This is a genomic window from Microbacterium sp. MPR-TSA4, assembly GCF_058792815.1.
Genome location: NZ_JBXAFF010000002.1, coordinates 1 through 23,156, shown reverse-complemented (window position 1 = coordinate 23,156; position 23,156 = coordinate 1). Strand labels below are relative to the sequence as shown.

Below are 23,156 nucleotides of genomic sequence, written 5' to 3'. Positions count from 1 at the left end.
CGTCGCGGCCGTCGTGGGCCGCGTCGACGTCGTCCTGCACGGACCGACCGGAACCCCCGACGACGAGCGCACGCTCCGACGTCTCGCCGAGGGCGGAGCCCGACCGGTCCGTGCCACCGCGGGGATGACCGGCCTGCTGGGAGACGCGCGGTGGCGCGTGCGGGGGCCGGAGAGCAACGCGGTGGCGGGCAACGACGCCAGCGTGGTCATCGAGGTCACCGGTCCCGCGGTCCCCACGACGCTGATGCTCGGCGACCTCTCGGCGGACGGGCAGCGTCGTCTGGCCGCGAGCGCACCGCTGCTGACGTCCTACGCCGTGGTCAAGGTCTCCCACCACGGCAGCGCGGATCAGGATGCCCGGTTCTACGCCCGCCTGCGCCCGGCTCTCGCGATCGTCTCGGTCGGCGCGAACACCTACGGGCATCCGCGCGCGGAGACCCTCACGATGCTCTCCGGGCTGGGCGCACGCATCGACCGCACCGACGCCGAGGGCCTCATTGTCCTGTGGAGCGAGGAGTCGGCCCTCCGCGTCTGGCGCGAGAGGTCTCCGCCGTGACGGCGGCGGCCCGCGACCACGCGGCGGGGCGACGCGACGTCGGACGGCGTCGATAGGCTGGAGGCATGCCACCCGCCGCCCGTCGTCCCGCCGCGCGCGGGGGTTCCCGCACCGCGTCGGCGATCCCTCAGATCTCCTGGCGCAGCCCCCAGCCGGCGCCGATCGTGCTCGTCTCGGGGCCGGAGGACGTCTGCGCGGAGCGTGCGACCGCCGGCATCCGCGAGTTCCTGCGCGCCGAGGACGCGAGCCTCGAGGTCTCCGACCTCCGCGCCGACGACTACACCTCCGGCAGCCTGCTGACACTGACCTCGCCGTCGCTGTTCGGCGAGCCGCGCCTCGTGCGGGTCGGTGGCGTGGAGAAGTGCTCCGACGCCTTCCTCACGGAGGCACTCGCCTACATCGAGGCCCCGCAGGACGGCGCCACCGTCGTCCTGCGCCACACCGGATCGAGCGTCCGCGGCAAGAAGCTGCTCGATGCGATCCGCTCCGGCACGGGCGGGGGAGTGGAGATCGCCTGCCCCGCGGTCAAGCGTGATTCCGACCGGTTCGACTTCGCCGCCGGTGAGTTCCAGACCGCGCGCAAGAAGATCGCGCCGATCGCCCTGCGCGCCCTCGTCGGCGCCTTCTCCGACGATCTCACCGAACTGGCCGCCGCCTGCCAGCAGCTCATCTCCGACGTGCCCGGTGACATCACCGAACAGGTCGTCGAGCGCTACTACGGCGGCCGCGTCGAGACGTCGGCGTTCACCGTCGCCGACACCGCGATAGCCGGCCGCTACGGCGAGGCGCTCGTGGCCCTGCGCCACGCGCTCGCGAGCGGAGCCGACCCGGTGCCGCTGGTGGCCGCGATCGCCTCGAAGCTGCGGACGATGGCGCGGGTCGCCGGCCTGCGCGAGTCGTCGGCATCCATCGCCGCACGCCTCGGGATGAAGGACTGGCAGGTCGACCGCGCCCGCCGCGACCTGACCGGCTGGAACGAGACCAGCCTGGGGCGCGCCATCCAGGCGGCGGCGCGCGCGGATGCCGAGGTCAAGGGCGCCTCGCGCGACCCCGTGTTCGCGGTCGAGCGCCTGATCACGATCATCGCGACGCGCGCCCCCTACGGCGCCTGACCCGCGCCGCACACGACGAAGGCCCGCCCCGGATGCGGGACGGGCCTTCGTGCGACGGGATGCGGCTCAGAGAGCGGCGACCTGCTTCGCGATCGACGACTTGCGGTTCGCGGCCTGGTTCTCGTGGATGACGCCCTTGCTCACGGCCTTGTCGAGCTTCTTCGACGCCTTGGCGAGAGCCTTCTCGGCGGCGGCCTTGTCGCCGGCGGCGATGGCCTCGCGGGTGCGACGCACCTCGGTCTTCAGCTCGCTCTTGACGGCCTTGTTGCGCTCGCGCGCCTTCTCGTTGGTCTTGTTGCGCTTGATCTGCGACTTGATGTTCGCCACGTTCGACGGCTCTTTCGTTCGGTTTTCGATGGATGTGCCGGGGTAGCGGTAGAGGGACGCCTCCGGCGGCGTGCGGGGTGGGACCCACACGCAAGCCAATCACCGAGTCTATCAGGTTGCCGCGTGGCGACCCCGCAATGCGCCGCGCACCCGCGCGCGTGGGGCATGATCGGATCGACCGGGCCCGATCCGGCCGATCCGACGGAGCACCGACGAAGGAGCCTCCCGTGAGCGCAGGGTCCCCCCAGAACGCCCCGACCGCCCCGACCTCCGGCCGCCGCGCGGGCGCGGGCTGGTTCGCACTGTTCACCCTCGCGTGGCTCGCGATCTGGACCGCGCAGCTCACCCCGCTCCAACTCCTCATCCCGCTGCAGCTGGACACCCCGGGTGATGCCGACGGCTGGATCTCCGGGGTCGTCTCCTCCGGCCTGGTGCTCGCGGCGGGAGGCCTCGCCGGGGTCATCGCCGGTCCGCTGGCCGGGGGCATGAGCGATCGGACGCGCGGCAGGTTCGGGCGCCGGCGCCCGTGGGCACTGGGCGGTGTGCTCCTCGGGGCGGGGTCGCTGGTCGCGATCGCCTTCGCGACCGGGCCCCTCGGCGTCGGGGTCGCATGGGTGGGGGTGTCGGTCGGCGTCGCCGTCGCCTCCGCCGCCTTCACCGCCATGATCGCCGACCAGCTGTCGGCTCAGCGGGGCACCGCCTCGGCGGCGATCTCCTCTTCGCAGGCGCTCGGCATCGTGGTCGGCGTCGGCGTCGTCGTGCTGCTCGGACTCGGCGTGGTCGCGGGCTACCTCATGCTCGGCGCCATCCTGCTCTTCGCCGGAGGAGCGGGCGCGCTGCTGCTGCCCGACCCGCCCGCACCGGCGGCGTCGGCGACCGCGCGCACGCGCCGCGCGCTGTCGGCCCGGTTCGCCGCCTTCCGTGATCGAGACTTCGCGTGGATGCTGTGGGGCCGCCTCGTGGCCAACATCGGCAACGCACTCGGCACGGGGCTGCTGCTCTTCTTCCTGCTGTACGGCCTCCACCGCGACCCGGCCGCCGCTCAAGACGAGCTCCTGCTGCTGATCGTCGTGTACACGGTGTTCGTCGTGCTCGCCTCGGTGCTCGCCGGGGCGGTGTCGGATCGCACCGGCAACAGACGAGGGCTGACGGTCGGCGCCGCGCTCGTGCAGGGCGGCGCGGCACTCCTGCTCGCGGTGTTCCCGTCGTTCGAGATGTCGCTCGTGGCGGCCGGTCTGCTCGGCGTCGGCTACGGCGCGTACATGTCGGTGGGTCTCGCCCTCGGCACCGACCTGCTCCCGTTCGCGGAGGACAGTGCGCGCGACCTCGGCTTCGTCAACGTGGCCGCGAGCCTCGGTCAGCTCCTCGGGCCGCTCATCGGCGCGGGACTCGTCGCGGCGGTGGGCGGATTCTGGCTGCTGTTCCTGGGCTCCGCCGTGATGTCGGTGGTGGGCGGCCTCATGACCTTGATGGTACGGGCTCCCCGGCGGCATCCATCGTCGCCAGCGCCAGATCGAGCACGGCGTTGAAGACCCGCGGGCGCATCGCGGTGACCAGGTGCGACGTGCGCGGCACGACGATCAGTTCCGCGCCGGGCACGAGAGAGGCGAAGAGCCGCTCGTTGACGCGCAGCTGATCGAACTGCCCGTTGACGAACCACGTGGGCACGTCGATCCGGCGCAGGGCGGCCAGCAGATCCAGCACCGACAGGCTCCGCAGCGCGATGTCCTGCGCGTCGTAGGCGTAGCCGCCGGCGCCGAAGTCGGCACGGGTCTCCGAGGGCAGTGTGCGATCGAGAACCCATTCGGCGATGGGAGCGCCCCGCCCCGGGAGACGGTCGAAGCCGCGCGCGAGCGTCCGGTAGGTCTGCAGCGCGAGTCCGCGCGGGATGGCGGTGCACGAGGCCGCCACGAAGGCGTCGAGCGGGGGGCGCGTCTCATCGCCGGCGTACGCGATCGAGAGCAGTCCGCCCATCGAATGCCCGACGAGCAGCACGCGACCCTGCCCGGCCGCCGCGCGGACGGCGGTGTCGATCGTCGCGAAGGCGCCGTCGAGGGTGAACTCCTCGGCCATCCGCGTGCCGTGACCGGGGAGATCGAGGGCGATCGCGGATACCCCGCGGTCCTCGAGATGCTCCACCTGCGCGCGCCACATCGTGGCGGACGTGCGGATGCCGTGCACCATCACCACGGTCGTCCTCACCCGGCCAGCCTAAACGGTGGCCACGCACGCCGACGGCCCCGGACACCCGCCGAAGCGGGGCCGGGGCCGCCGGGACGCGCGGATCAGCCGACGACGCGGCGGCGCCGTGTCGTCATCGCGAGCATCATGCCCGCTGCGAGCAGGAACGCACCGCCGAGCGCGAGGCCCCAGGGGAGCTCGGCGCCCGTCGTGGCGAGCACGCCCTCACCCACCACCTCCAGCGGCAGGTTCAGCACGACGCGACCGTCGGCGCCCAGCACGATGAGGTGGTGCGTGCCGGTCTCGAGCGTCCGCGGCACGGCCACCGTGAAGGTGACCCGTCCGCTCGCGTCCGCGGCGGGGATGCCGGTGATCACGATGGGCTGGCTGTTCAGCGTCGCCGCGACCTGCTCTCCGGCGCCGAGACCGGTGAGGGTCACGGTGAAGGACGAGCCGCGCTCGATGCGACCGCCGGCGGCGAGGCCGGTCGTCGACACGCCCACGCCCGATCCGCCCGTCGACGGCGCAGTCGTCGTCGGAGACGGCGACTGCGAGCCGGTCGGCGACGCGGTGGGCGAGCCGGTCGGAGTGCCCGTCGGCGACGGCTCCGGTGTCGGCGTGCCGGTCACGAGCTTCGCCCGGCCGAGCGCCGACGGGGCGATCGGGTCGACCGCCTTGGCGTACGCGAGCGTAGCCGCCAGGTCGACCTGGCCGGTGTCGGTGCGATCCGTGCCCTGCGCGAAGGGCGCGAAGCCGTCACCGCCGTTGGCGAGGAACGAGTTCGTCACCACCGTGAAGGTGTCGGTGTCGGCGATCTTCGTGCCGTTCAGCGACATCGAGACGATGTGCCCCGACCGCGATGCGCTCTGACCGGCCGGCGGCGCGTCCTCCGTGTACTCGTAGGAGAAGCCCTGCGAGACGCCGAGGTGCAGCTTCGGGCGGTCACCCGTCGCCTGCCACTGCCGCGTGAGGATGTCCTTGAGCTGGGCACCCGTGAGCGTCACCGTCACGAGCGTGTTCGCGAAGGGCTGCACGTCGGCGAGCTGCTTGTAGGTCACCGTGCCGTCGCCGACGTAGGTGAGGTCCGCGCGCAGCCCGCCCGGGTTCATGAGCGCGATCTGCGCCTTCTTCCCCGCGTACGCCGGGTTCGTGCTGGTCGCCCACAGGTAGACGTCGGCGACGGTGTTGCCCATCGTCGACTCCACTCCGCGGTCGGAGCCCTTCGTCCCGCCGCGCAGGATGTCGCCCGTGATCGTGCCCACGGGCTGCGCTCCGATGGTGTTGGCCTGGTCGCTGAATCCCTTGACGAGTGCCGCGACCTCGGCATCCGGGGTGAACGGCGTGCTGGCGAAGGTCGTGATCGTCGGGGAGATCGACACGAGCTCGTCGGCGCGCTTGTCGTACGTCACGGTCAGCTGACCCAGCGCCTTGCCGTACTCCGAGGCCTGGATGACCGGACGCAGCCCGCCCGTCGATGCCACCTGCACCTCGCACGCGTACGTCTGGTGCGTGTGCGCCGAGACGATGGCGTCGATGTGGGCGGACGCGCCGCGGATCAGGGTGCCGAAGGCCGAGGGGTCCGTGGCGACCGCCTCGCACTGGTTCGACACCGACGATCCGGAGTGCGTCAGCAGCACCGTCACGTCGGCGAGGTCGCCGTCTGCGATCTCGTCCGCCACCCGGTTCGCGGCCTCCAGCTGGTCGCCGAAGTCGAGGTCCGCGATACCGGCGGGGTCGACCATCGTGGCGGTGTCGGTGGTGACGGTGCCGATGAAGGCGACACGCACGCCGTCGATCGTCTTGATCGCGTACTCGGCCAGCGCGGGCGTCTTCGTGCCCTTCAGGTAGACGTTCGCCCCGAGTGCGTAAGGCGCACCCGCCGCGATCTGCTCCGGCGTCGCGCCCGACGGATCGACGTTGCCGCCGAATCGCGGGATGACACGGTCCCTGAGGTCGGCGAAGCCACGGTCGAACTCGTGGTTGCCGACCGCCGAGACCTCGAGCCCGGAGGCCTTCAGCGCATCGATCGTCGGGGAGTCCTGCTGGATCAGCGAGGTGAACGTCGACGCACCGATGTTGTCTCCCGCAGAGACGAGGACCGTGTTCGGGTTCTGCGCCTTCTTCGTCGCGACCGCACCGGCGAGCACGGCCGCGCCGGCCTCGCCCTGGGTGCCGGCCTCGATGCGTCCGTGGAAGTCGTTGATCGTGAGGATGTCGATCGTCGTCGGCGCTCCGGCGCCCGCGGACAGCCCGACCTTCAACGGATCGTGGTCGCTCGAGCGATAGGGCCCCTCCTGCCAGAACAGCGTGCCGTGGTTGTTGTAGCGGCTGTACTCGAGCGCCACCGACTCACCGGAGTTGATGTTCCAGACGTCGCCGCCGGTCACGCGCTTCCACGCGGCCTCGTTGAGGAGCACGTGGTCGAGCGAACCGGAGAGACCGTCGAAGGAGTAGGTCGAGCGACCCAGCTCCAGCCCCGACTCCGCATCCGTGTACCCGGCGTCGTAGAGGACCTTCAGCGGGTCCTCCTGGGTGTAGGAGTTGAAGTCGCCGACGAGGACGGCGGCGTCTCCGGTGCTCGTGAGCGACGTCACCCAGTCGCGCAGCGCGGTCGCCTGCGCGACGCGCGCCGGGTTCCAGGCGCCCTGGCCGTCCTTCTGGTCGGCCTGCGCGCCCGACGCGCCGGACGAGCCCTTCGACTTGAAGTGGTTCACGACGAACAGGAACGGCTCGCCGCCGGCGACCGGTGCGAACTTCTGCGCGATCGGCTCACGGGCGTTGTCGAACGCCTGGCCGGAGCCCGACAGCGTTCCCAGCGCGAGCGCGTCGCCCACCCGCTCCACACGAGCGGGCTGGTAGATGATCGCGTTGCGGATGACGTCCTGCTCGGACGCGTCGGGCAGCTGCGCGGATGCCGGCACGTATGCCCACTTCGAGGAGCCCGCCGCGGTGTTGAGTGCGTCGACGAGCGTGGAGACCGCCGTGTCGGGCGTGCTCGGCGTGGTCTTCGCCGAGTTCTCGATCTCCATCAGACCCACGACCGACGCGTCCAGGGTGTTGATCGCCGAGACGATCTTGGACTGCTGGCGCGCGAGGTCGGCAGCACCCCAGGCGCCGCGCAGGTCACACCCGGTGCGGACGTTGGTGCCGACGCCGGCGCGATCGGTGTACGGCTGGCACGCCGCGTTCGACGAGCCCAGCGTGGTGAAGTAGTTGAGCACGTTGAACGAGCCGACGCTGAGGTCGCCGCCGACGGAGGCCGGTGCCGCCGTGCGCGGATTGCTGAACGTGGCCTGACCCTGCGTGACACCGTCGCCGGGCAGGAACGATGCCGGGTTCAGCTTCCACGCGTTGTTGCGGTAGTCGAGGACGAACGAGCCGGTGAGGGTGGCGGTGCCGCCCACGACGACCGGGTGGTCGACGGAGACGTAGGCCGGGGTCAGGTCGCCGTTGAGGAGCGCTCCGGTGCCGCTGTTCGCACGCGCGGCGTAGTCGAGCGATCCGCCGTCGTCGAGGACGACGCCGCGCGCGAGGTTGTCGGCCGCGACGGCCTCCGCCTCGGCGGAGCCGGGGCGCGCGACGTCGGTGGGCTGGCGCAGCACGCCCGTTCCGGCGGCGAGACCGACCTCGCCGTAGCGGTTCGTGTTGTTCGTGTTGGTGACCGTGAAGGTGCTCGAGACGGTGACGAGCATCGACTCGAGGCTCTCACGCTGCGCGATCGACGTCGGCCAGCTCGTGAGCGTGACCGGCGCCGGCTTCGCGGCATCCGCGATCTTCGTCGTCTTGCCGGCCTCGACGCTCAGCTGGGTGAGTCCGTTGAACTCGCCCGCCGTCCCCGTCACCCGCACGGTGTCGCCGAGCGCGACCTCGTTCGCGACGGACGCGGTCCTGGTGTACACGAAGACGGCGTCGGATGCGGTGTGGCTGCCCAGATCGATCGCACCGCCGGTGCCGGGCGTCTGGATGACGTAGCCGTTGTAGCCGCCCACCGGGTAGTGCGCGGTGACGACGCCCTCCGTGGTGACGGTCTGGCCGTTGAGGGGCGTGGCATCGCCCGTGCCCTGGATCGCCGCGATGGGAGTCACGGTGTCGGTGCCGGGAGCCGTGGACGTCGGGCTCGGGCTCGGCGATGCCGTCGGTGAGGCGGTCGGCGAGGGCGACGGGACGTTACCGGCCGCGTTCTGCGGCGTGGGGTCGGCCGCCACGAAGTCGGCGCCGTTGACGGCGGTGTTCGTGTGGGCGGCGTCGCGCGTGATGCTCGTCGCGTTCGTCGTCGCGGGGGCGGGCGATCCGCCGGCGGCGGGCGCGGCGGCCGAGCCCCAGGCGACGTAGTCGACGACGTCGGCATCCGTCGGGCCCGTGATCGCCGCCGCGCTCGACACGAGTGCGACCTTGCCGGTGGTGCCGCTCATGGCCAGGTCGCCGATCGCGTCCGGCGTGGGCAGGGCGGTCGTGCCGCCGGCACCGATCTTCTCCTGCACGAGGAAGGTCGATCCCGCCGGGATCGATCCGGAGAGGGCGTTCTTGGTCCACGTGGTGCCGGTGGCCGAGGCGTACTGCAGCGACCACCCCTCCAGGCTCACCGCCGAGGAGGAGACGTTGACGAGCTCGACGAAGTCGTGCGTGTAGGTCGCGCCGTTGTTGCCACCCCCGCCGTAGACCTCGTTGATGAGCACAGCCGCGCCGGTGTCGACGGCGGCTCGCGCCGGAAGGGCGGCGAGCCCCAGACCGCTGAAGGCGAGGGCTCCGGCTGTGATGGCGGCGACGACCGAGCGTCGCTTCCGCCTGTCGGCGGTGGGACGCGGTGCGTCCGGTGTCTGATCTGACACGTGTTCTCCCTGGTTTCGCATGCAACAAGCGACGGCCGCCCGAGCGGTCGTCCGTCAGTGTGGATTCGGACCCATGATGGGGATGCCGGGGGGCGGGGCGGTTGCGTGCCGGTGAACACGCGACGGCACCCCGTGTCATCGGGTCTGAGATCGAGCATCGGCGGCGCCGGGGCGCCCGGACAAGGGCGAGCAGCGTTAACTCTTTCTCATCGGCCGGTTCTCTGGCGCGCCGCCGTCGCCGTCGGATAGGGTGCCGCCGCCGCGGGCGGGCGCGACGCGGCGACGCCGGTAGACTGCTCGGGACATGTCACCGCGCGCCCTGAAGCCTCTCGAGCCGTCTGCGACCCCTCCAGAGCTGATCCGCAATTTCTGCATCATCGCCCACATCGACCACGGCAAGTCGACGCTGGCCGACCGCATGCTGCAGATCACGGGCGTCGTGTCCGACCGCGACATGCGCGCGCAGTACCTCGACCGCATGGACATCGAGCGCGAGCGCGGCATCACGATCAAGTCGCAGGCGGTGCGGATGCCGTGGGCGACCTCGGACGGCACCTTCGCCCTCAACATGATCGACACCCCGGGTCACGTCGACTTCACCTACGAGGTCTCCCGGTCGCTGGCGGCGTGCGAGGGCGCCATCCTCCTGGTGGACGCCGCTCAGGGCATCGAGGCGCAGACCCTCGCGAACCTCTATCTCGCGCTCGAGAACGATCTGCAGATCATCCCCGTGCTCAACAAGATCGACCTCCCCGCCGCCGACCCGGAGAAGTACGCCGCGGAGCTCGCCAACCTCATCGGCGGCTCACCCGACGACGTGCTGCGCGTCTCGGGCAAGACCGGCATGGGCGTCGAAGAGCTCCTCGACCGCATCGTCGAGCGCATCCCGGCGCCCGTCGGCGACGCGTCGGCTCCGGCACGGGCGATGATCTTCGACTCCGTGTACGACGCCTACCGCGGCGTCGTCACCTATGTGCGCATGGTCGACGGCAAGCTGGAGCCGCGAGAGCGCATCCAGATGATGTCGACGCGCGCGACGCACGACCTGCTGGAGATCGGTGTGTCCAGTCCCGAACCCGTCCCGACGCGCGGGCTCGGAGTCGGCGAGGTCGGCTATCTCATCACCGGCGTGAAGGACGTGCGCCAGTCGAAGGTCGGCGACACGATCACCAACCATCGCAAGCCGGCGACGACGGCCCTGGCCGGATACACCGACCCGAAGCCGATGGTGTTCAGCGGCGTCTACCCCATCGACGGCAGCGACTACGCGGATCTGCGCGAAGCGCTCGACAAGCTGAAGCTGTCCGACGCCTCGCTGCAGTACGAGCCGGAGACCTCGGTGGCGCTCGGCTTCGGCTTCCGTTGCGGATTCCTCGGTCTGCTGCACCTCGAGATCATCACCGAGCGCCTCTCGCGCGAGTTCGACCTCGACCTCATCACCACCGCGCCGTCGGTGACGTATGAGGTCACGACCGACACCGGCGAGCACGTCGTGGTCACCAACCCCAGCGAGTACCCCGACGGCCGCGTGGCCTCGGTGTCCGAGCCCGTCGTGAAGGTCGGCATCCTGCTGCCCAAGGATTACGTCGGCACGGTGATGGAGCTGTGCCAGCAGCGCCGCGGAACGCTGCTGGGCATGGACTACCTCTCCGAGGACCGCGTCGAGCTGCGCTACAACATGCCGCTGGGTGAGATCGTGTTCGACTTCTTCGACCAGCTGAAGTCGAAGACGCAGGGCTACGCGAGCCTCGACTACGAGCCGGCGGGCTCCCAGGAGGCCGACCTCGTGAAGGTCGACATCCTGCTGCAGGGCGAGAAGGTGGATGCCTTCAGCTCGATCGTGCACCGCGAGAAGGCCTACGCCTACGGCACCCTCATGACCGAGCGCCTGCGCAAGCTCATCCCGCGTCAGCAGTTCGAGGTGCCGATCCAGGCCGCGATCGGCGCCCGCATCATCGCCCGCGAGAACATCCGCGCCATCCGCAAGGACGTGCTCGCGAAGTGCTACGGCGGCGACATCACGCGTAAGCGCAAGCTGCTCGAGAAGCAGAAGGAGGGCAAGAAGCGCATGAAGATGGTGGGTCGCGTCGAGGTGCCCCAGGAGGCCTTCATCGCCGCCCTCTCGGGCGACGTCGAGGGCAAGGACAAGAAGTAGGACGCCCCCGTTAGGCTGGAGACCATGCGTCGCGGAAGCTTTCAGGACGACACCGTCGACTACGCCGCGGTCGGTGCGACGCAGGCGCACGACCTCATGAGCTACCCGCCGGAGAACAGTGTCCCGGCCGAGGACTCGCTGCTGCTGGGCAGCGGACAGGCTCGCTTCGAGTCGTCCGCGGAGGCCCTCCTGTCGTGGTCGGCCCTGCGCGGCGCCGGCCTGCAGATCAGCGATGTGCGCCCGGCGGCAGGCCCGATGTACACGGGCGTCGGCTACGACATCGACGGCACGCCCACGGTCGCGAGCCGCCTCGAGGCCGACCAGCGCTTCGATGCGGACGGCACACCGTACGTGGCCGCGGGCACCACGATCCGCGTCCACGGTCACGTCAAGCGCATGAGCGCCGACGGCGAGCTGCGGGTCATCTACGCGATCGAGGAGCCCCGTCGGGTCGGTTTCGCGCTCGGCACCGTGGGCGGCTCGGTCGTCAGCGGTGAGGAGTCCTTCGTCGTGACGTGGGCCGACAACGACGAGGTGCGCTTCACGGTGCGCGCCTTCGACCGCCCCGTCTCGGCGCTGTACCGGCTGATCCCGCCCCTGCTCAAGCGCCGCCGCCGCGAGCTCTTCCGGGGCTATCTGCGCGCCATCTCCCCGATGTACACGACCCCCGCCTGATGGGATCCGCCCTCCCTCTCGGCGATCCCGCGCCCTCCGACGGCGCCCTGCCCCCCGACATCGTGATCGACCCCGATCGCGACTTCGGGGTCTACCTGCACGTGCCCTTCTGCCGCGTCCGCTGCGGCTACTGCGACTTCAACACCTATACGGCCGGCGAGCTGCGCGGAGCGCGGCAGGACGCCTACGCCGACGAGGTCCTGCGCGAGATCGCGCTGTCGCGGGAGGTGCTGAGCGCGCGGGGGCCGCTGCGGGCGGCATCCACCGTCTTCTTCGGCGGGGGCACCCCCACCCTGCTGCCCGGGGGCGACCTCGCCCGCATGCTCGACGGCGTCCGCACCGGCTTCGGCCTCGCCGACGGCGCGGAGGTCACCGTCGAGGCCAACCCCGACACCGTCACGGATGCCCTCGCGCGCGAGCTGGCCGCCGCCGGAGTGACGCGGATGTCGATCGGCATGCAGTCCGCCGTGCCGCACGTGCTCGCGGCGCTCGACCGCACGCACGACCCGGCAGGCGTGCGCACCGCCGTCGAGGCGGCGCGCACCGCCGGTCTCGACGTCAGCGTCGACCTCATCTACGGCGCGCCGGGGGAGTCGCTCGACGACTGGCGCCGCTCGGTCGAGACGGCCGTCGGGCTCGATCCCGACCACATCTCCGCATACGCGCTCATCATCGAAGACGGCACCAAACTGGCGCGGCAGATCCGCCGCGGCGATGTCGCGGCCCCCGACGACGACCTGCAGGCCGACATGTACGAGCTGGCGGACGAGGCCTTCGCCGCCGCCGGCTACGACTGGTACGAGGTGTCGAACTGGGCGCGCAGCCCGCAGCAGCGCTCCCGGCACAACCTGGCCTACTGGCGGGGCACCGACTGGTGGGGCTACGGCCCGGGGGCGCACAGTCACGTGGACGGGCTGCGCTGGTGGAACGTCAAGCACCCGGCCGCGTACGCGCAGCGCCTGGCCGCCGACGAGTCGCCCGCCGCGGCGCGCGAGCGCCCGGATGCCGCGGCGCGCCGGCTCGAAGACGTGCTCCTGCGCTCGCGCATCGCGGAGGGGATCGCCGTCTCGGATCTCACCGGCGAGGGCCGTCACGCCATCGCCGCCCTGATCGCCGACGGCCTCATCGACGGCGCCGCCGCGGTGCGCGGACGTGTGGTGCTCACGCGGCGGGGACGCCTTCTCGCCGACGCCGTGGTCCGCGCCCTCACCGTCTGAGGCGGCGCACGCGGTAGGATTGGCACTCGACAACCCGGAGTGCCAACGAGGAGGAATGATGGTCTCGGAACGCGGCCTGCAGGTCCTCCGCGCGATCGTGCAGGACTACGTCGACACGCACGAGCCGGTCGGGAGCAAGGCGATCGTCGAACGACACCAGTTCGGGGTCTCCGCGGCCACGATCCGAAACGACATGGCGCTGCTCGAAGACGAAGAGCTCATCGCCGCGCCGCACACCTCGTCGGGGCGCGTGCCGACCGACAAGGGCTACCGCGTCTTCGTCGACCACCTCGCGGAGCTGCGTCCCCTCTCGGGCGCGCAGCGCTCGGCGATCTCGTCCTTCCTCAGCGACCCGGGCGACCTCGACGATCTGCTGATGCGGACGGTGCGCGCCCTCACCCAGCTCACCGGACAGGTCGCGATCGTCCAGTACCCCTCGTTCGCCCGGGCGAACGTCTCGCACGTCGAGTTCGTCCACCTCGGGGGCGCGCGGGTGGTCGTCATCGTGGTCACCGACACGGGGCGCGTCTCGCAGCGGGTCGCCTTCCTCGCGGAAGAGCTGAGCGAGCAGTCGGCCGCACAGGTGAAGACCGCGATCGCCCAACTCGTGACCGGGAAGCCCGTCGGAGACGCCGCCGCCGCGATCGCGGAGCTCGCGGCATCCGTGCCCGCCGGAACCCGCATCGACGACGCGCTGCGGGTCGTCGCCCGGATCGTCGGCGAGGAGCTCGACGACTTCCGCCAGGATCGGTTGGTCATGGCCGGCAGCGCGACCCTCGCCCGACGTGAGAGCGACTTCCGCGGCAGCATCTATCCGCTCCTCGAGGCCATCGAGGAGCAGGTCACGCTCCTGCGGCTGATGGGGGAGATGGTCGCCGACGAACACGGTCTCGCCGCGAGCATCGGGCGCGAGAATGCGGCGTTCGGTCTGACGGAGGCCTCGGTCCTGACGAGCGACTACGACACGACCGGAACCCGTGCCCGCGTCGGCCTGCTCGGTCCGACGCGCATGGACTATCCCACCAACCTCGCGGCGGTCCGCGCCGTCGCGCACTATCTGAGCCGGCTCCTCGACGAGGACGACGCGTCCCGCTGAGCGATCCGCTCCCGAACACCCACCCGCGCCCGAGAGGGCAGGAAAGGCGATTGTGGCCGACCACTACGAAGTCCTGGGCGTCTCCCGTGACGCGAGCCCCGAGGAGATCAAGAAGGCGTACCGGCGTCTGGCGCGCGAGCTGCACCCCGACGTGAACCCGGGCGCCGATGCGTCCGAGCGGTTCAAGCTCGTCACGCACGCCTACGACGTGCTCAGCGACCCCGAGCAGCGTCAGCGCTACGACATGGGCGGCGACGGCTCGCCCTTCGGCGGGGGAGCGGGCGCCGGCTTCGGCGGGTTCGGCGACATCTTCGAGACCTTCTTCGGCGGCGGCGGAGCCCGGACCGGACGACCCCGATCCCGCCGGGAGCGGGGCCAGGACGCGCTCGTGCGCGTCACGCTCGATCTCGCCGACGTGGTCTTCGGCACGCACCGCGACATCGAGGTCGACACCGCAGTGCTCTGCGACACCTGCCAGGGCTCGTGCTGCCAGCCCGGCACGCAGCCGACCACCTGCGACATCTGCCACGGCTCCGGCCAGGTGCAGCGGACGGTGCGCAGCCTGCTCGGCAACGTGGTCACGTCGCAGCCGTGCACCACGTGCCAGGGCTACGGCACGACGATCCCCTACCCGTGCGCCACCTGCCAGGGGCAGGGCCGGGTGCGCGCGCGCCGCACGGTGTCGGTCGACATCCCGGGCGGCGTGGAGACCGGCCTGCGCCTGCAGCTGCCCGGGTCCGGCGAGGTCGGTCCCGCGGGCGGACCCAACGGCGACCTCTATCTCGAGGTCACCGTCGCGAACCACGAGGTCTTCAGCCGCGAAGGCGACGATCTGCTCGCCACGCTGGAGGTGTCGATGCCGGACGCGATCCTGGGTACCCGCACCACGATCTCCTCGCTCGACGGCGACGTCGACCTGGAGGTCCGATCCGGGGTGCAGTCCGGCGATGTGCTCACCGTCAAGGGTCGCGGCATCACGCCGCTGCGCGGCGGCACGCGCGGCGACCTGCGCGTCGGCGTGCAGGTCGTCACGCCCACGAAGCTCGACGCCAAGGAACGCGCCCTCATCGAGGACTTCGCCAAGCGGACCAAGGCTCCCGCCCCGCGGCTGGCGCAGTTCCACCAGGGCATGTTCTCCAAGCTCCGCGACCGGTTCCGCGGCTGACATGGCGCTCCACTTCCTCGTCGATGAGCCATCGGTCGACGGTGCCGACGTGTCGACCGCCGACGCCGGCGACGAGGTCGTCATCACGGGCGCGGAGGCGCATCACGCCGCCGTCGTGCGGCGTGTGCGCATCGGCGAGGAGGTGACCATCGGCGACGGCCGGGGCGTCTGGCTGACCGGCGTCGTCACCGCATCCGCCCCCAAACGGGTCGTCGTGTCGGTGAGGTCGCGGTCGCAGCAGGCGGCCGCGAGCCCCCGCATCGTCCTCGCCCAGGCCCTCGCGAAGGGAGACCGCGACGAGCTCGCGGTGCAGGCGGCCACCGAGCTCGGCGTCGACGAGGTCGTCCCGTGGCAGGCGGCACGCAGCATCTCGCGCTGGACGGGCGAAAAGGCCGTCAAGCGAGTCGGCCGCTGGCAGAGCATCGTGCGCGAGGCGGCGAAGCAGGCGCACCGTGCCTGGACCCCCACCGTCGGCGCCGTGCTCACGACGCGCGAACTGGCCGCGCGCGCAGACCGGGCGCGCGTGCTCGTGCTGGAGCCGACCGCCGGCACCGCGCTCACCGCCGTTGCGCTCGACGACGTCGCGGAGGTCGTGCTCGTGGTCGGCCCGGAAGGCGGCGTCAGCGCGGAGGAGATCGCCGAGCTCACGGAGGCCGGCGCGATCGCCGTGCGCCTCGGCGACACGGTGCTGCGCACCTCGACGGCCGGGCCCGCCGCCCTGGCCATCGTCAACGCCCGGCTCGGCCGCTGGTGACGGGCGCTGACTACACTCGGAGTATGAGCGAACCGTCCATCTTCACGCGCATCCTGCAGGGGGAGATCCCGGCCGAGATCCTCGCCGAGACCGAGAACGTGTTCGCGATCCGCGACATCGCACCGCAGGCGCCCGTGCATCTGCTGGTCATCCCCAAGTCCGCCGCGCACCGCGACGTGGTCGAGCTCGCGGCATCCGACCCCGCTCTGCTCAGCGAGATGGTGGGCCTCGCCCACACGCTCGCCGCCGAGCACGCCGACGGCGACTTCCGTCTGATCTTCAACACCGGCTCCGGCGCGGGGCAGACGGTGTTCCACGTGCATGCCCACGTCCTCGCCGGTGGACTCGACGAAGGGAGCCTCGGTGGCTGAACCCGCCGACAGCGAACAGGGCGCGGCCGTCGAGCGGATCCTCGCCGACGGCATCGCGATGGTGCAGCTGCTCGGACCGCAGGATCGCCTGCTGCGGGTCGTCGAGCGTGAGCACCCGGATGTCGAGGTGCACGTACGGGGCAACGAGATCACCCTCAGCGGGGATCGGGATGTCGTGGCCCGGGCGCGCGCACTCGTCGACGAGCTGATCGCCATGGCGCGGGCGGGCCAGGGCCTGGAGCCCGCCGACGTGCGCACGTCGGAGCGGATCCTCCGCGCCGACACGGGCGAACGGCCGTCAGAGGTGCTGGGCGAGGCGATCCTCAGCTCGCGCGGCCGCACGATACGACCGAAGACGCTCGGTCAGAAGCGGTACGTGGACGCGATCGACGAGAACACCATCGTGTTCGGCATCGGCCCGGCCGGTACCGGCAAGACCTACCTCGCCATGGCGAAGGCCGTCCAAGCGCTGCAGCGCAAGGAGGTCGACCGCATCATCCTGACGCGACCGGCCGTCGAGGCCGGTGAACGCCTCGGGTTCCTCCCGGGCACGCTGACCGACAAGATCGATCCGTACCTGCGACCGCTCTACGACGCGCTCAACGAGATGATGGACCCGGAGATCGTCCCCAAGCTCATGGCGTCGGGGACGATCGAGGTCGCCCCGCTGGCATACATGCGCGGGCGCACCCTGAACAACTCGTTCGTCGTGCTCGACGAGGCGCAGAACACGACGCCCGAGCAGATGAAGATGTTCCTCACCCGGCTGGGGTTCGGCACGCGCATGGTCGTGACCGGCGACATCACCCAGATCGACCTGCCGCAGGGCGCCTCCGGACTCCGGCTGGTGACCCGCGTGCTGAAGGACATCGACGACATCCATTTCTCGCTGCTGACCAGCGAGGACGTCGTCCGCCACAGCCTCGTCGGACGCATCGTCGACGCGTACAGCGTGTACGACGAGCAGCGGCTCGCGTCGCGACGCGAACGCGACGAGGCCTCCGAGTTCGCCAGCCGCGCCGAGCGGCGGGGCCAGACCCGAGGCGGCGGCCCCCGAGACCACCTGCCGCCGCGAGGAACCCAGCGAGGACGCGCATGACCATCGAGATCACCAACGAGTCCGGCGTCGACATCGACGAGACGGTGCTGCTGCGCCTCACCGAGAACAACCTCGCGGAGCTGCACGTCAGCCCCGACGCCGACGTGGCGATCCTGCTCGTCGACGAGGGCGCCATGGAAGCCCTGCACGTGCAGTGGATGGACGAGCCGGGGCCGACCGACGTGCTCAGCTTCCCGATGGACGAGCTGCGCCCCGGCACCCAGGAGCAGCCCACGCCGCCCGGGCTGCTCGGCGACATCGTGCTCTGCCCGCAGGTCGCCGAGACGCAGGCCCAGGCCGCCGGTCACACGACGATGGACGAGCTCATCCTGCTGACCACCCACGGCCTGCTGCATCTGCTCGGATTCGACCACGCCGAGAAGGAGGAGGAGCGCGAGATGTTCGGGCTCCAGCGCGACCTCATCGCGGCCTTCCACGTGTCCGAGCGCCGACGACGCGCATGACCGAGATCCTCCTCCTGGTCGCCGCCGCCCTCCTCGTCGCGCTGGGGGGCTTGATGGCCGCCCTCGATGCCGCGCTCGGAGTGACCTCCCGCGCCGACCTGGCGGAGATGTCGGTCACCGGTCGCAACGGCGTGGCGCTGGCGCGCATCGGCGCCGATCCCGAGGCGCACGGCAACGCGGTCGTGTTCATCAGGATCCTGGCCGAGACGACGGCGGCGGTGGTGGTCACGGTGGCCTTCACCCTCGCCTTCGACAGCATCTGGTGGGCGATGCTGGCCGCGGCCATCCTGATGACCGTGGTCTCGTTCGTCCTCGTGGGCGCCAGTCCCCGCGCCGTGGGTCGCCAGCATGCCCGGGGACTCCTGCACGCCTGCGCGCCCCTCGTGCGCGGCGCACGCATCGTTCTGGGCCCGCTCGCGCACCTCCTCGTCATCGTCGGCAACCGGGTGACGCCCGGCATCCACCGCGGCACCTCGTTCGCCAGCGAGGAGCAGCTGCTGAGCATGGTCGACGAAGCCGCGTCGCAGGACCTCATCGAGGAGGACGACCGCGAACTCATCCACTCCGTGTTCGAGTTCACGGACACGTTCGTGCGGGAGGTCATGGTCCCGCGCACCGACATGGTGACGATGGATGCCGCCGCGACGACCCAGGAGGCCATGCAGCTGTTCCTCGACAAGGGCGTCTCGCGCGTCCCGGTCGCGGACGGCGAGGCCGACGACATCACCGGCGTGGTCTATCTGAAGGACCTGGTGCAGTTCGCCTACCGCGACGAGACGGCGTGGCGGGACGCGCCCGTCGCGCAGATCGCACGCCCCGCCGTGTTCGTGCCGGAATCGATGAAGGCCGAGACCCTGCTACAGCAGATGAAGCGGGATGCCGTGCACGTCTGCCTCGTCGTGGACGAGTACGGCGGCGTCTCCGGCCTCGTCACCCTGGAAGACCTCATCGAGGAGCTGGTCGGCGAAATCTCCGACGAGTACGACCCGCGCTCGAGCGAGGTCGTCGAGCTCGGCGCGGGACGCTACCGCGTGAGCGCACGCCTCGGCCTCGACGAGGTGGGGGAGCTGTTCGGCCTCGAGCTCGAGGACGACGACGTCGACTCGATCGGCGGTCTGCTCGGCAAGCTCCTCGGACGGGTGCCGCTTCCGGGCGCGACCGCCGAGTACTCCGGCCTGCGACTGACCGGCGGCACCTCGCGCGGCCGCGGTCGGGGTCTGGCCACCGTCTTCGTCGAGGCCACGGACCGACTCCGGGCCGTCGACGCCGCCTGGGGCGATGAACGCCGCACCGAACGAGAAGAGGCCGGCCGATGACCCCTCCCGCCGACGACCGCACCCGATCGGGATTCGTGACCTTCGTGGGTCGGCCCAACGTGGGCAAGTCCACCCTCACCAACGCCCTCGTGGGCGAGAAGGTCGCCATCACCTCCGACAAGCCGCAGACCACCCGGCGGGCCATCCGCGGCATCGTCAACCGCCCGGCCGGCCAGCTGGTGATCGTCGACACCCCCGGCATCCACAAGCCGCGCACGCTGCTCGGACAGCGCCTGAACGACCTCGTGGAGCAGGTACTCGGCGACGTCGACGCCATCGGCTTCCTCGTTCCGGCGACCGAGAAGGTCGGCCCCGGCGACCGCCGTATCGCGGCATCCCTCGACGGCTACCCGCGGGCGAAGAAGGTGGCCATCGTCACCAAGACCGACATCGCCTCCCGCGACGAGATCACCGAGCGTCTCTTGGAGGTCGACAGCCTGCGCGAGGACTGGGACGCCGTGATCCCGCTGTCGGCCGTCGCGAACGAACAGCTCGACGTGCTCGCCGACGAGCTGCTCACGCTCATGCCGACCGGCCCCGCGCTCTATGAGGAGGGGGTGGTCACCGACGAGTCCCTCGAGGACCGGATCGCGGAGATCATCCGCGAGGCGGCGCTGGAGGGCGTACGCGACGAGCTGCCGCACTCGATCGCCGTGACCATCGACGACATCTCCCGCCGCGACGAAGGCGAGCTCACCGACATCTACGCGAACCTCGTCGTCGAGCGCGACAGCCAGAAGGCGATCATCATCGGCCACAAGGGGTCGCGACTGGCGGCCGTCGGTGCGCGGGCGCGGGCGCAGATCGAACCCCTCGTCGGCACGAAGGTGTTCCTGAAGCTGCACGTACGCGTCGCGAAGGAATGGCAGCGCGATCCCAAGCAGCTCGGACGGCTGGGGTTCTGACGTGGCGCGCCAGTGGATCGCCCGCCGGGCCGGAACGCCCGCGACGTGGGAGTTCGCCGATGTCGAGGTGCCCGCTCCCGGCCCCGGCGAGGTCATGATCCGCGTTCACGCCGCCGGTGTGAACCCCGCCGACGCGAAGCACGTCGCCGCCGAGAACGGTCAGTCCTGGCCCGTCGCGATCGGGTACGAGGTCTCGGGTGAGATCGTCGCTCTCGGCCCCGACACGGTGATCGGGTCGGGGCCCGCCGCGATCGGCGACGAGGTCGTCGCGTTCCGGATCGCCGGCGGCTACGCGACGGCTCTGACCGTGGATGCCGCCACGGCGTTCCACAAGCCGTCGCCGCTGACCCACCCGGAGGCGGCGAACCTCCTGCTCACCGGCACGACCGCCGCCGAGATGCTGCACGTCGTGGAGGCGAAGCCGGGGGAGACGATCCTGCTGCACGGTGCCTCGGGCGCCGTGGGCGTGGCCGTGCTGCAACTGGCCGCACTGCGCGGCATCCACGTCATCGGCACCGCAGCCGAGACCTCGTTCGACCGCGTGCGCCGCTTCGGCGGCGAGCCGGTGGTCTACGGACCCGGCCTCTCCGAGCGCCTGGCCGCCGTCACGGGCGACGTTCCGATCGTCGCGGCGCTGGATGCCGTCGGCACCGACGAGGCGATCGACGTCTCGCTCGCCGTCGTCTCCGACCGGCATCGGATCGTGACGATCGTGAATCCCGCGCGCGCCCGGCAGGACGGCTTCCGCTGGATCGCCGGCGCCCTGCCGGACAGCGCCCGCTTCCGCGACGAGGCGCGCGCCGGGCTCGTCGCGGCCGCGCAGGCCGACACGCTCGTCGTCCCGGTGGCTCGGACGTTCCCGCTCAGCGAGGCGCCGGCTGCGCTCGCGCTGCTCGCGGAAGGACACCCCGGCGGAGCGCTGGCGCTGATCCCGTGAGTCGCACCGCCTCGCATGGCGGTGTACGCTGTCGTCATGCGCGCGTTCGGCCTCCTTCTTAGCCGCCGCGACGAGACCTCGTTCTAGGGCCTTCCTCGTCGCGGAGCTTGGCATTTCCTGCCGCCGGCGGCCCGCCCTCATCAGACGAGAGAAGCGAACCCCATGAAGAACACGCAGCAGCCGTCCGGCATGCCGATCCACAAGTACCGTCCGTTCCACGAGCAGATCCGTGTCGACCTGCCCGATCGCACGTGGCCCGACGCCCGCATCACGACCGCGCCGCGCTGGTGCGCCGTCGACCTGCGCGACGGCAACCAGGCACTCATCGACCCGATGAGCCCCGAGCGCAAGCTCATCATGTTCGAGCTGCTCGTCGGCATGGGCTACAAGGAGATCGAGGTCGGCTTCCCCTCCGCCAGCCAGACGGACTTCGACTTCGTGCGCCAGCTCATCGAAGAGGACCGGATCCCCGACGACGTCACCATCCAGGTGCTGACCCAGGCGCGCGAACACCTCATCGAACGCACCTACGAGGCCATCGCGGGCGCCAAGCAGGCGATCGTGCACCTCTACAACTCGACGAGCGTGCTGCAGCGCGAGGTCGTGTTCCGCAGCGACAAGCAGGGCATCATCGACATCGCGCTGAACGGGGCGCGCCTGTGCCGTGAGTTCGAGAAGCGCATCCCCGAGACGGCCGTCTACTACGAGTACTCGCCCGAGTCGTACACCGGCACGGAGCTCGAGTTCGCCGTCGACATCTGCAACCAGGTCATCGAGGTGTTCGAGCCGACGCCCGAGCGCAAGGTCATCATCAACCTGCCCGCGACCGTGGAGATGGCGACGCCGAACGTCTACGCCGACTCGATCGAGTGGATGAGCCGCCGCCTCGCGCACCGCGAGAACGTCATCCTGTCGCTGCACCCGCACAACGACCGCGGCACGGCGATCGCCGCCGCCGAGCTCGGCTACATGGCGGGCGCTGACCGTATCGAGGGGTGCCTGTTCGGCAACGGGGAGCGCACCGGCAACGTCGACCTGGTGGCCCTGGGCATCAACATGCTGACGCAGGGGATCGACCCGCAGATCGATTTCAGCGACATCGACCAGGTCAAGCGCACCGCGGAGTACTGCAACCAGCTGCCCGTCCACGAGCGCAGCCCCTGGGCGGGCGACCTCGTGTTCACGGCCTTCAGCGGCTCGCACCAGGACGCCATCAAGAAGGGCTTCGAGGCCATGGAGGCGCGGGCCGCGGCATCCGGAGTCACCGTCGACGAGATCGAGTGGGCGGTGCCGTACCTGCCGATCGACCCGAAGGACCTGGGCCGCTCGTACGAGGCCGTCATCCGCGTCAACTCGCAGTCCGGCAAGGGCGGCGTCGCGTACCTGCTGAAGACCGACCACGCGCTGGATCTGCCCCGCAAGCTGCAGATCGAGTTCTCCGGGGTCGTGCAGGCCAAGACGGATGCCGAGGGCGGCGAGGTCTCCAGCGCGCAGATTTGGGACATCTTCACCGATGAGTACCTGCCGGCCCGTGACGCGGACGAGAAGTGGGGCCGCTTCGAGCTGCTGTCCACCCGGACGCAGAGCGACATGTCGGGCGAGGTGTCACTGGAGGTCACCCTCCGCGACGGCGAGGAGACCTTCTCGACCCGCGGCGTCGGCAACGGCCCGGTGTCCGCGTTTCTCGAGGTCGTGCGTGCGCAGGGCTTCGAGGTGACGCTGTACGACTACGTCGAGCACACGCTCAGCGCCGGCGGCGACGCGCAGGCCGCCTCGTACGTCGAGCTGCAGGTCGACGGCGAGCGGCTGTGGGGCGTCGGCATCGACGGCGACATCTCCACGGCATCCCTCAAGGCGATCGTGTCGTGCGTCAACCGCGCGATCCGCACCCGCGAGCGCTCGGCGTCGCTGGCCGCGGTCTGAGGTCGCCGCGTTTCGACTCGTCGCTGCGCTCCTCGCTCAACGACCGGGAGGCTTCCCGCCCCGGTCGTTGAGCG

Annotated in this window: 19 protein-coding genes; 16 read left to right on the top strand and 3 right to left on the bottom strand. The window is 71.0% G+C overall.

The features are described from left to right. Positions 1-556: ComEC/Rec2 family competence protein (locus AC1Q49_RS01355; RefSeq protein ID WP_492490712.1), on the top strand; the 556-nt coding region annotated here is incomplete at its 5' end. A gap of 65 nt (positions 557-621) precedes the next feature. Beyond that, complete coding sequence (holA, locus tag AC1Q49_RS01350) at positions 622-1,668, top strand: DNA polymerase III subunit delta (protein WP_492490711.1); 1,047 nt, start codon at positions 622-624, stop codon at positions 1,666-1,668. Positions 1,669-1,734: 66 nt separating this feature from the next. Here holA and rpsT read toward each other — a convergent pair whose 3' ends face one another. Then, positions 1,735-1,995, bottom strand: coding sequence for a 30S ribosomal protein S20 (gene rpsT, locus AC1Q49_RS01345; RefSeq protein WP_036285140.1), 261 nt, complete (start codon positions 1,993-1,995; stop codon positions 1,735-1,737). Positions 1,996-2,222: 227 nt separating this feature from the next. On the opposite strand from rpsT, the gene AC1Q49_RS01340 reads away from it, so the two are divergent. Beyond that, a complete protein-coding gene (locus AC1Q49_RS01340) occupies positions 2,223-3,524 on the top strand; it encodes an MFS transporter (RefSeq protein ID WP_492490710.1) in 1,302 nt (433 codons plus the stop codon). Here the strand turns inward: AC1Q49_RS01340 and AC1Q49_RS01335 are convergent. Continuing rightward, a complete protein-coding gene (locus AC1Q49_RS01335) occupies positions 3,454-4,197 on the bottom strand; it encodes an alpha/beta fold hydrolase (protein ID WP_492490709.1) in 744 nt (247 codons plus the stop codon). The two genes, AC1Q49_RS01340 and AC1Q49_RS01335, sit on opposite strands and share 71 nt — an antisense overlap. A gap of 83 nt (positions 4,198-4,280) precedes the next feature. Continuing rightward, positions 4,281-9,005: an ExeM/NucH family extracellular endonuclease gene (locus AC1Q49_RS01330; protein ID WP_492490708.1), complete on the bottom strand. Its 4,725-nt coding sequence runs from the start codon at positions 9,003-9,005 to the stop codon at positions 4,281-4,283. A gap of 304 nt (positions 9,006-9,309) precedes the next feature. On the opposite strand from AC1Q49_RS01330, the gene lepA reads away from it, so the two are divergent. The 13 genes from lepA (at position 9,310) to leuA (ending at position 23,082) form a co-directional block, all read left to right on the top strand. After that, positions 9,310-11,160: a translation elongation factor 4 gene (lepA, locus tag AC1Q49_RS01325; RefSeq protein ID WP_060958950.1), complete on the top strand. Its 1,851-nt coding sequence runs from the start codon at positions 9,310-9,312 to the stop codon at positions 11,158-11,160. Positions 11,161-11,184: 24 nt separating this feature from the next. Beyond that, entirely contained in the window at positions 11,185-11,835 is a 651-nt protein-coding gene (locus AC1Q49_RS01320; protein WP_060958949.1) for a DUF1990 domain-containing protein, read from the top strand. Beyond that, positions 11,835-13,052 carry a radical SAM family heme chaperone HemW gene (gene hemW, locus AC1Q49_RS01315; RefSeq protein ID WP_492490707.1) on the top strand — a complete coding sequence of 406 codons (1,218 nt, stop codon included), beginning with the start codon at positions 11,835-11,837 and terminating at the stop codon, positions 13,050-13,052. The genes AC1Q49_RS01320 and hemW overlap by 1 nt, the downstream gene beginning before the upstream one ends. A 58-nt stretch (positions 13,053-13,110) precedes the next feature. Then, positions 13,111-14,148 (top strand): heat-inducible transcriptional repressor HrcA, encoded by a 1,038-nt coding sequence (hrcA, locus tag AC1Q49_RS01310; RefSeq protein WP_060958947.1) that lies wholly within the window; start codon positions 13,111-13,113, stop codon positions 14,146-14,148. Between the two features lie 52 nt (positions 14,149-14,200). Then, a complete protein-coding gene (dnaJ, locus tag AC1Q49_RS01305) occupies positions 14,201-15,313 on the top strand; it encodes a molecular chaperone DnaJ (protein ID WP_060958946.1) in 1,113 nt (370 codons plus the stop codon). A 1-nt stretch (position 15,314) separates the two neighbouring features. Continuing rightward, complete coding sequence (locus AC1Q49_RS01300) at positions 15,315-16,067, top strand: 16S rRNA (uracil(1498)-N(3))-methyltransferase (RefSeq protein ID WP_492490706.1); 753 nt, start codon at positions 15,315-15,317, stop codon at positions 16,065-16,067. A 23-nt stretch (positions 16,068-16,090) separates the two neighbouring features. Further along, positions 16,091-16,438: an HIT domain-containing protein gene (locus tag AC1Q49_RS01295; RefSeq protein WP_101306307.1), complete on the top strand. Its 348-nt coding sequence runs from the start codon at positions 16,091-16,093 to the stop codon at positions 16,436-16,438. Further along, positions 16,389-17,537: a PhoH family protein gene (locus tag AC1Q49_RS01290; RefSeq protein ID WP_060958943.1), complete on the top strand. Its 1,149-nt coding sequence runs from the start codon at positions 16,389-16,391 to the stop codon at positions 17,535-17,537. Before AC1Q49_RS01295 ends, AC1Q49_RS01290 begins: the two co-directional genes overlap by 50 nt. Further along, a complete protein-coding gene (gene ybeY / locus AC1Q49_RS01285; RefSeq protein WP_191008564.1) occupies positions 17,534-18,001 on the top strand; it encodes an rRNA maturation RNase YbeY in 468 nt (155 codons plus the stop codon). The genes AC1Q49_RS01290 and ybeY overlap by 4 nt, the downstream gene beginning before the upstream one ends. Continuing rightward, positions 17,998-19,317, top strand: coding sequence for a hemolysin family protein (locus AC1Q49_RS01280; RefSeq protein ID WP_060958941.1), 1,320 nt, complete (start codon positions 17,998-18,000; stop codon positions 19,315-19,317). Before ybeY ends, AC1Q49_RS01280 begins: the two co-directional genes overlap by 4 nt. Next, positions 19,314-20,222: a GTPase Era gene (gene era, locus AC1Q49_RS01275; RefSeq protein WP_492490705.1), complete on the top strand. Its 909-nt coding sequence runs from the start codon at positions 19,314-19,316 to the stop codon at positions 20,220-20,222. Before AC1Q49_RS01280 ends, era begins: the two co-directional genes overlap by 4 nt. Position 20,223: 1 nt before the next feature. Next, positions 20,224-21,159 (top strand): NADP-dependent oxidoreductase, encoded by a 936-nt coding sequence (locus AC1Q49_RS01270; RefSeq protein ID WP_492490704.1) that lies wholly within the window; start codon positions 20,224-20,226, stop codon positions 21,157-21,159. A gap of 162 nt (positions 21,160-21,321) precedes the next feature. Further along, positions 21,322-23,082 (top strand): 2-isopropylmalate synthase, encoded by a 1,761-nt coding sequence (gene leuA / locus AC1Q49_RS01265; RefSeq protein ID WP_060958938.1) that lies wholly within the window; start codon positions 21,322-21,324, stop codon positions 23,080-23,082. The last annotated feature ends 74 nt before the right edge of the window (positions 23,083-23,156 follow it).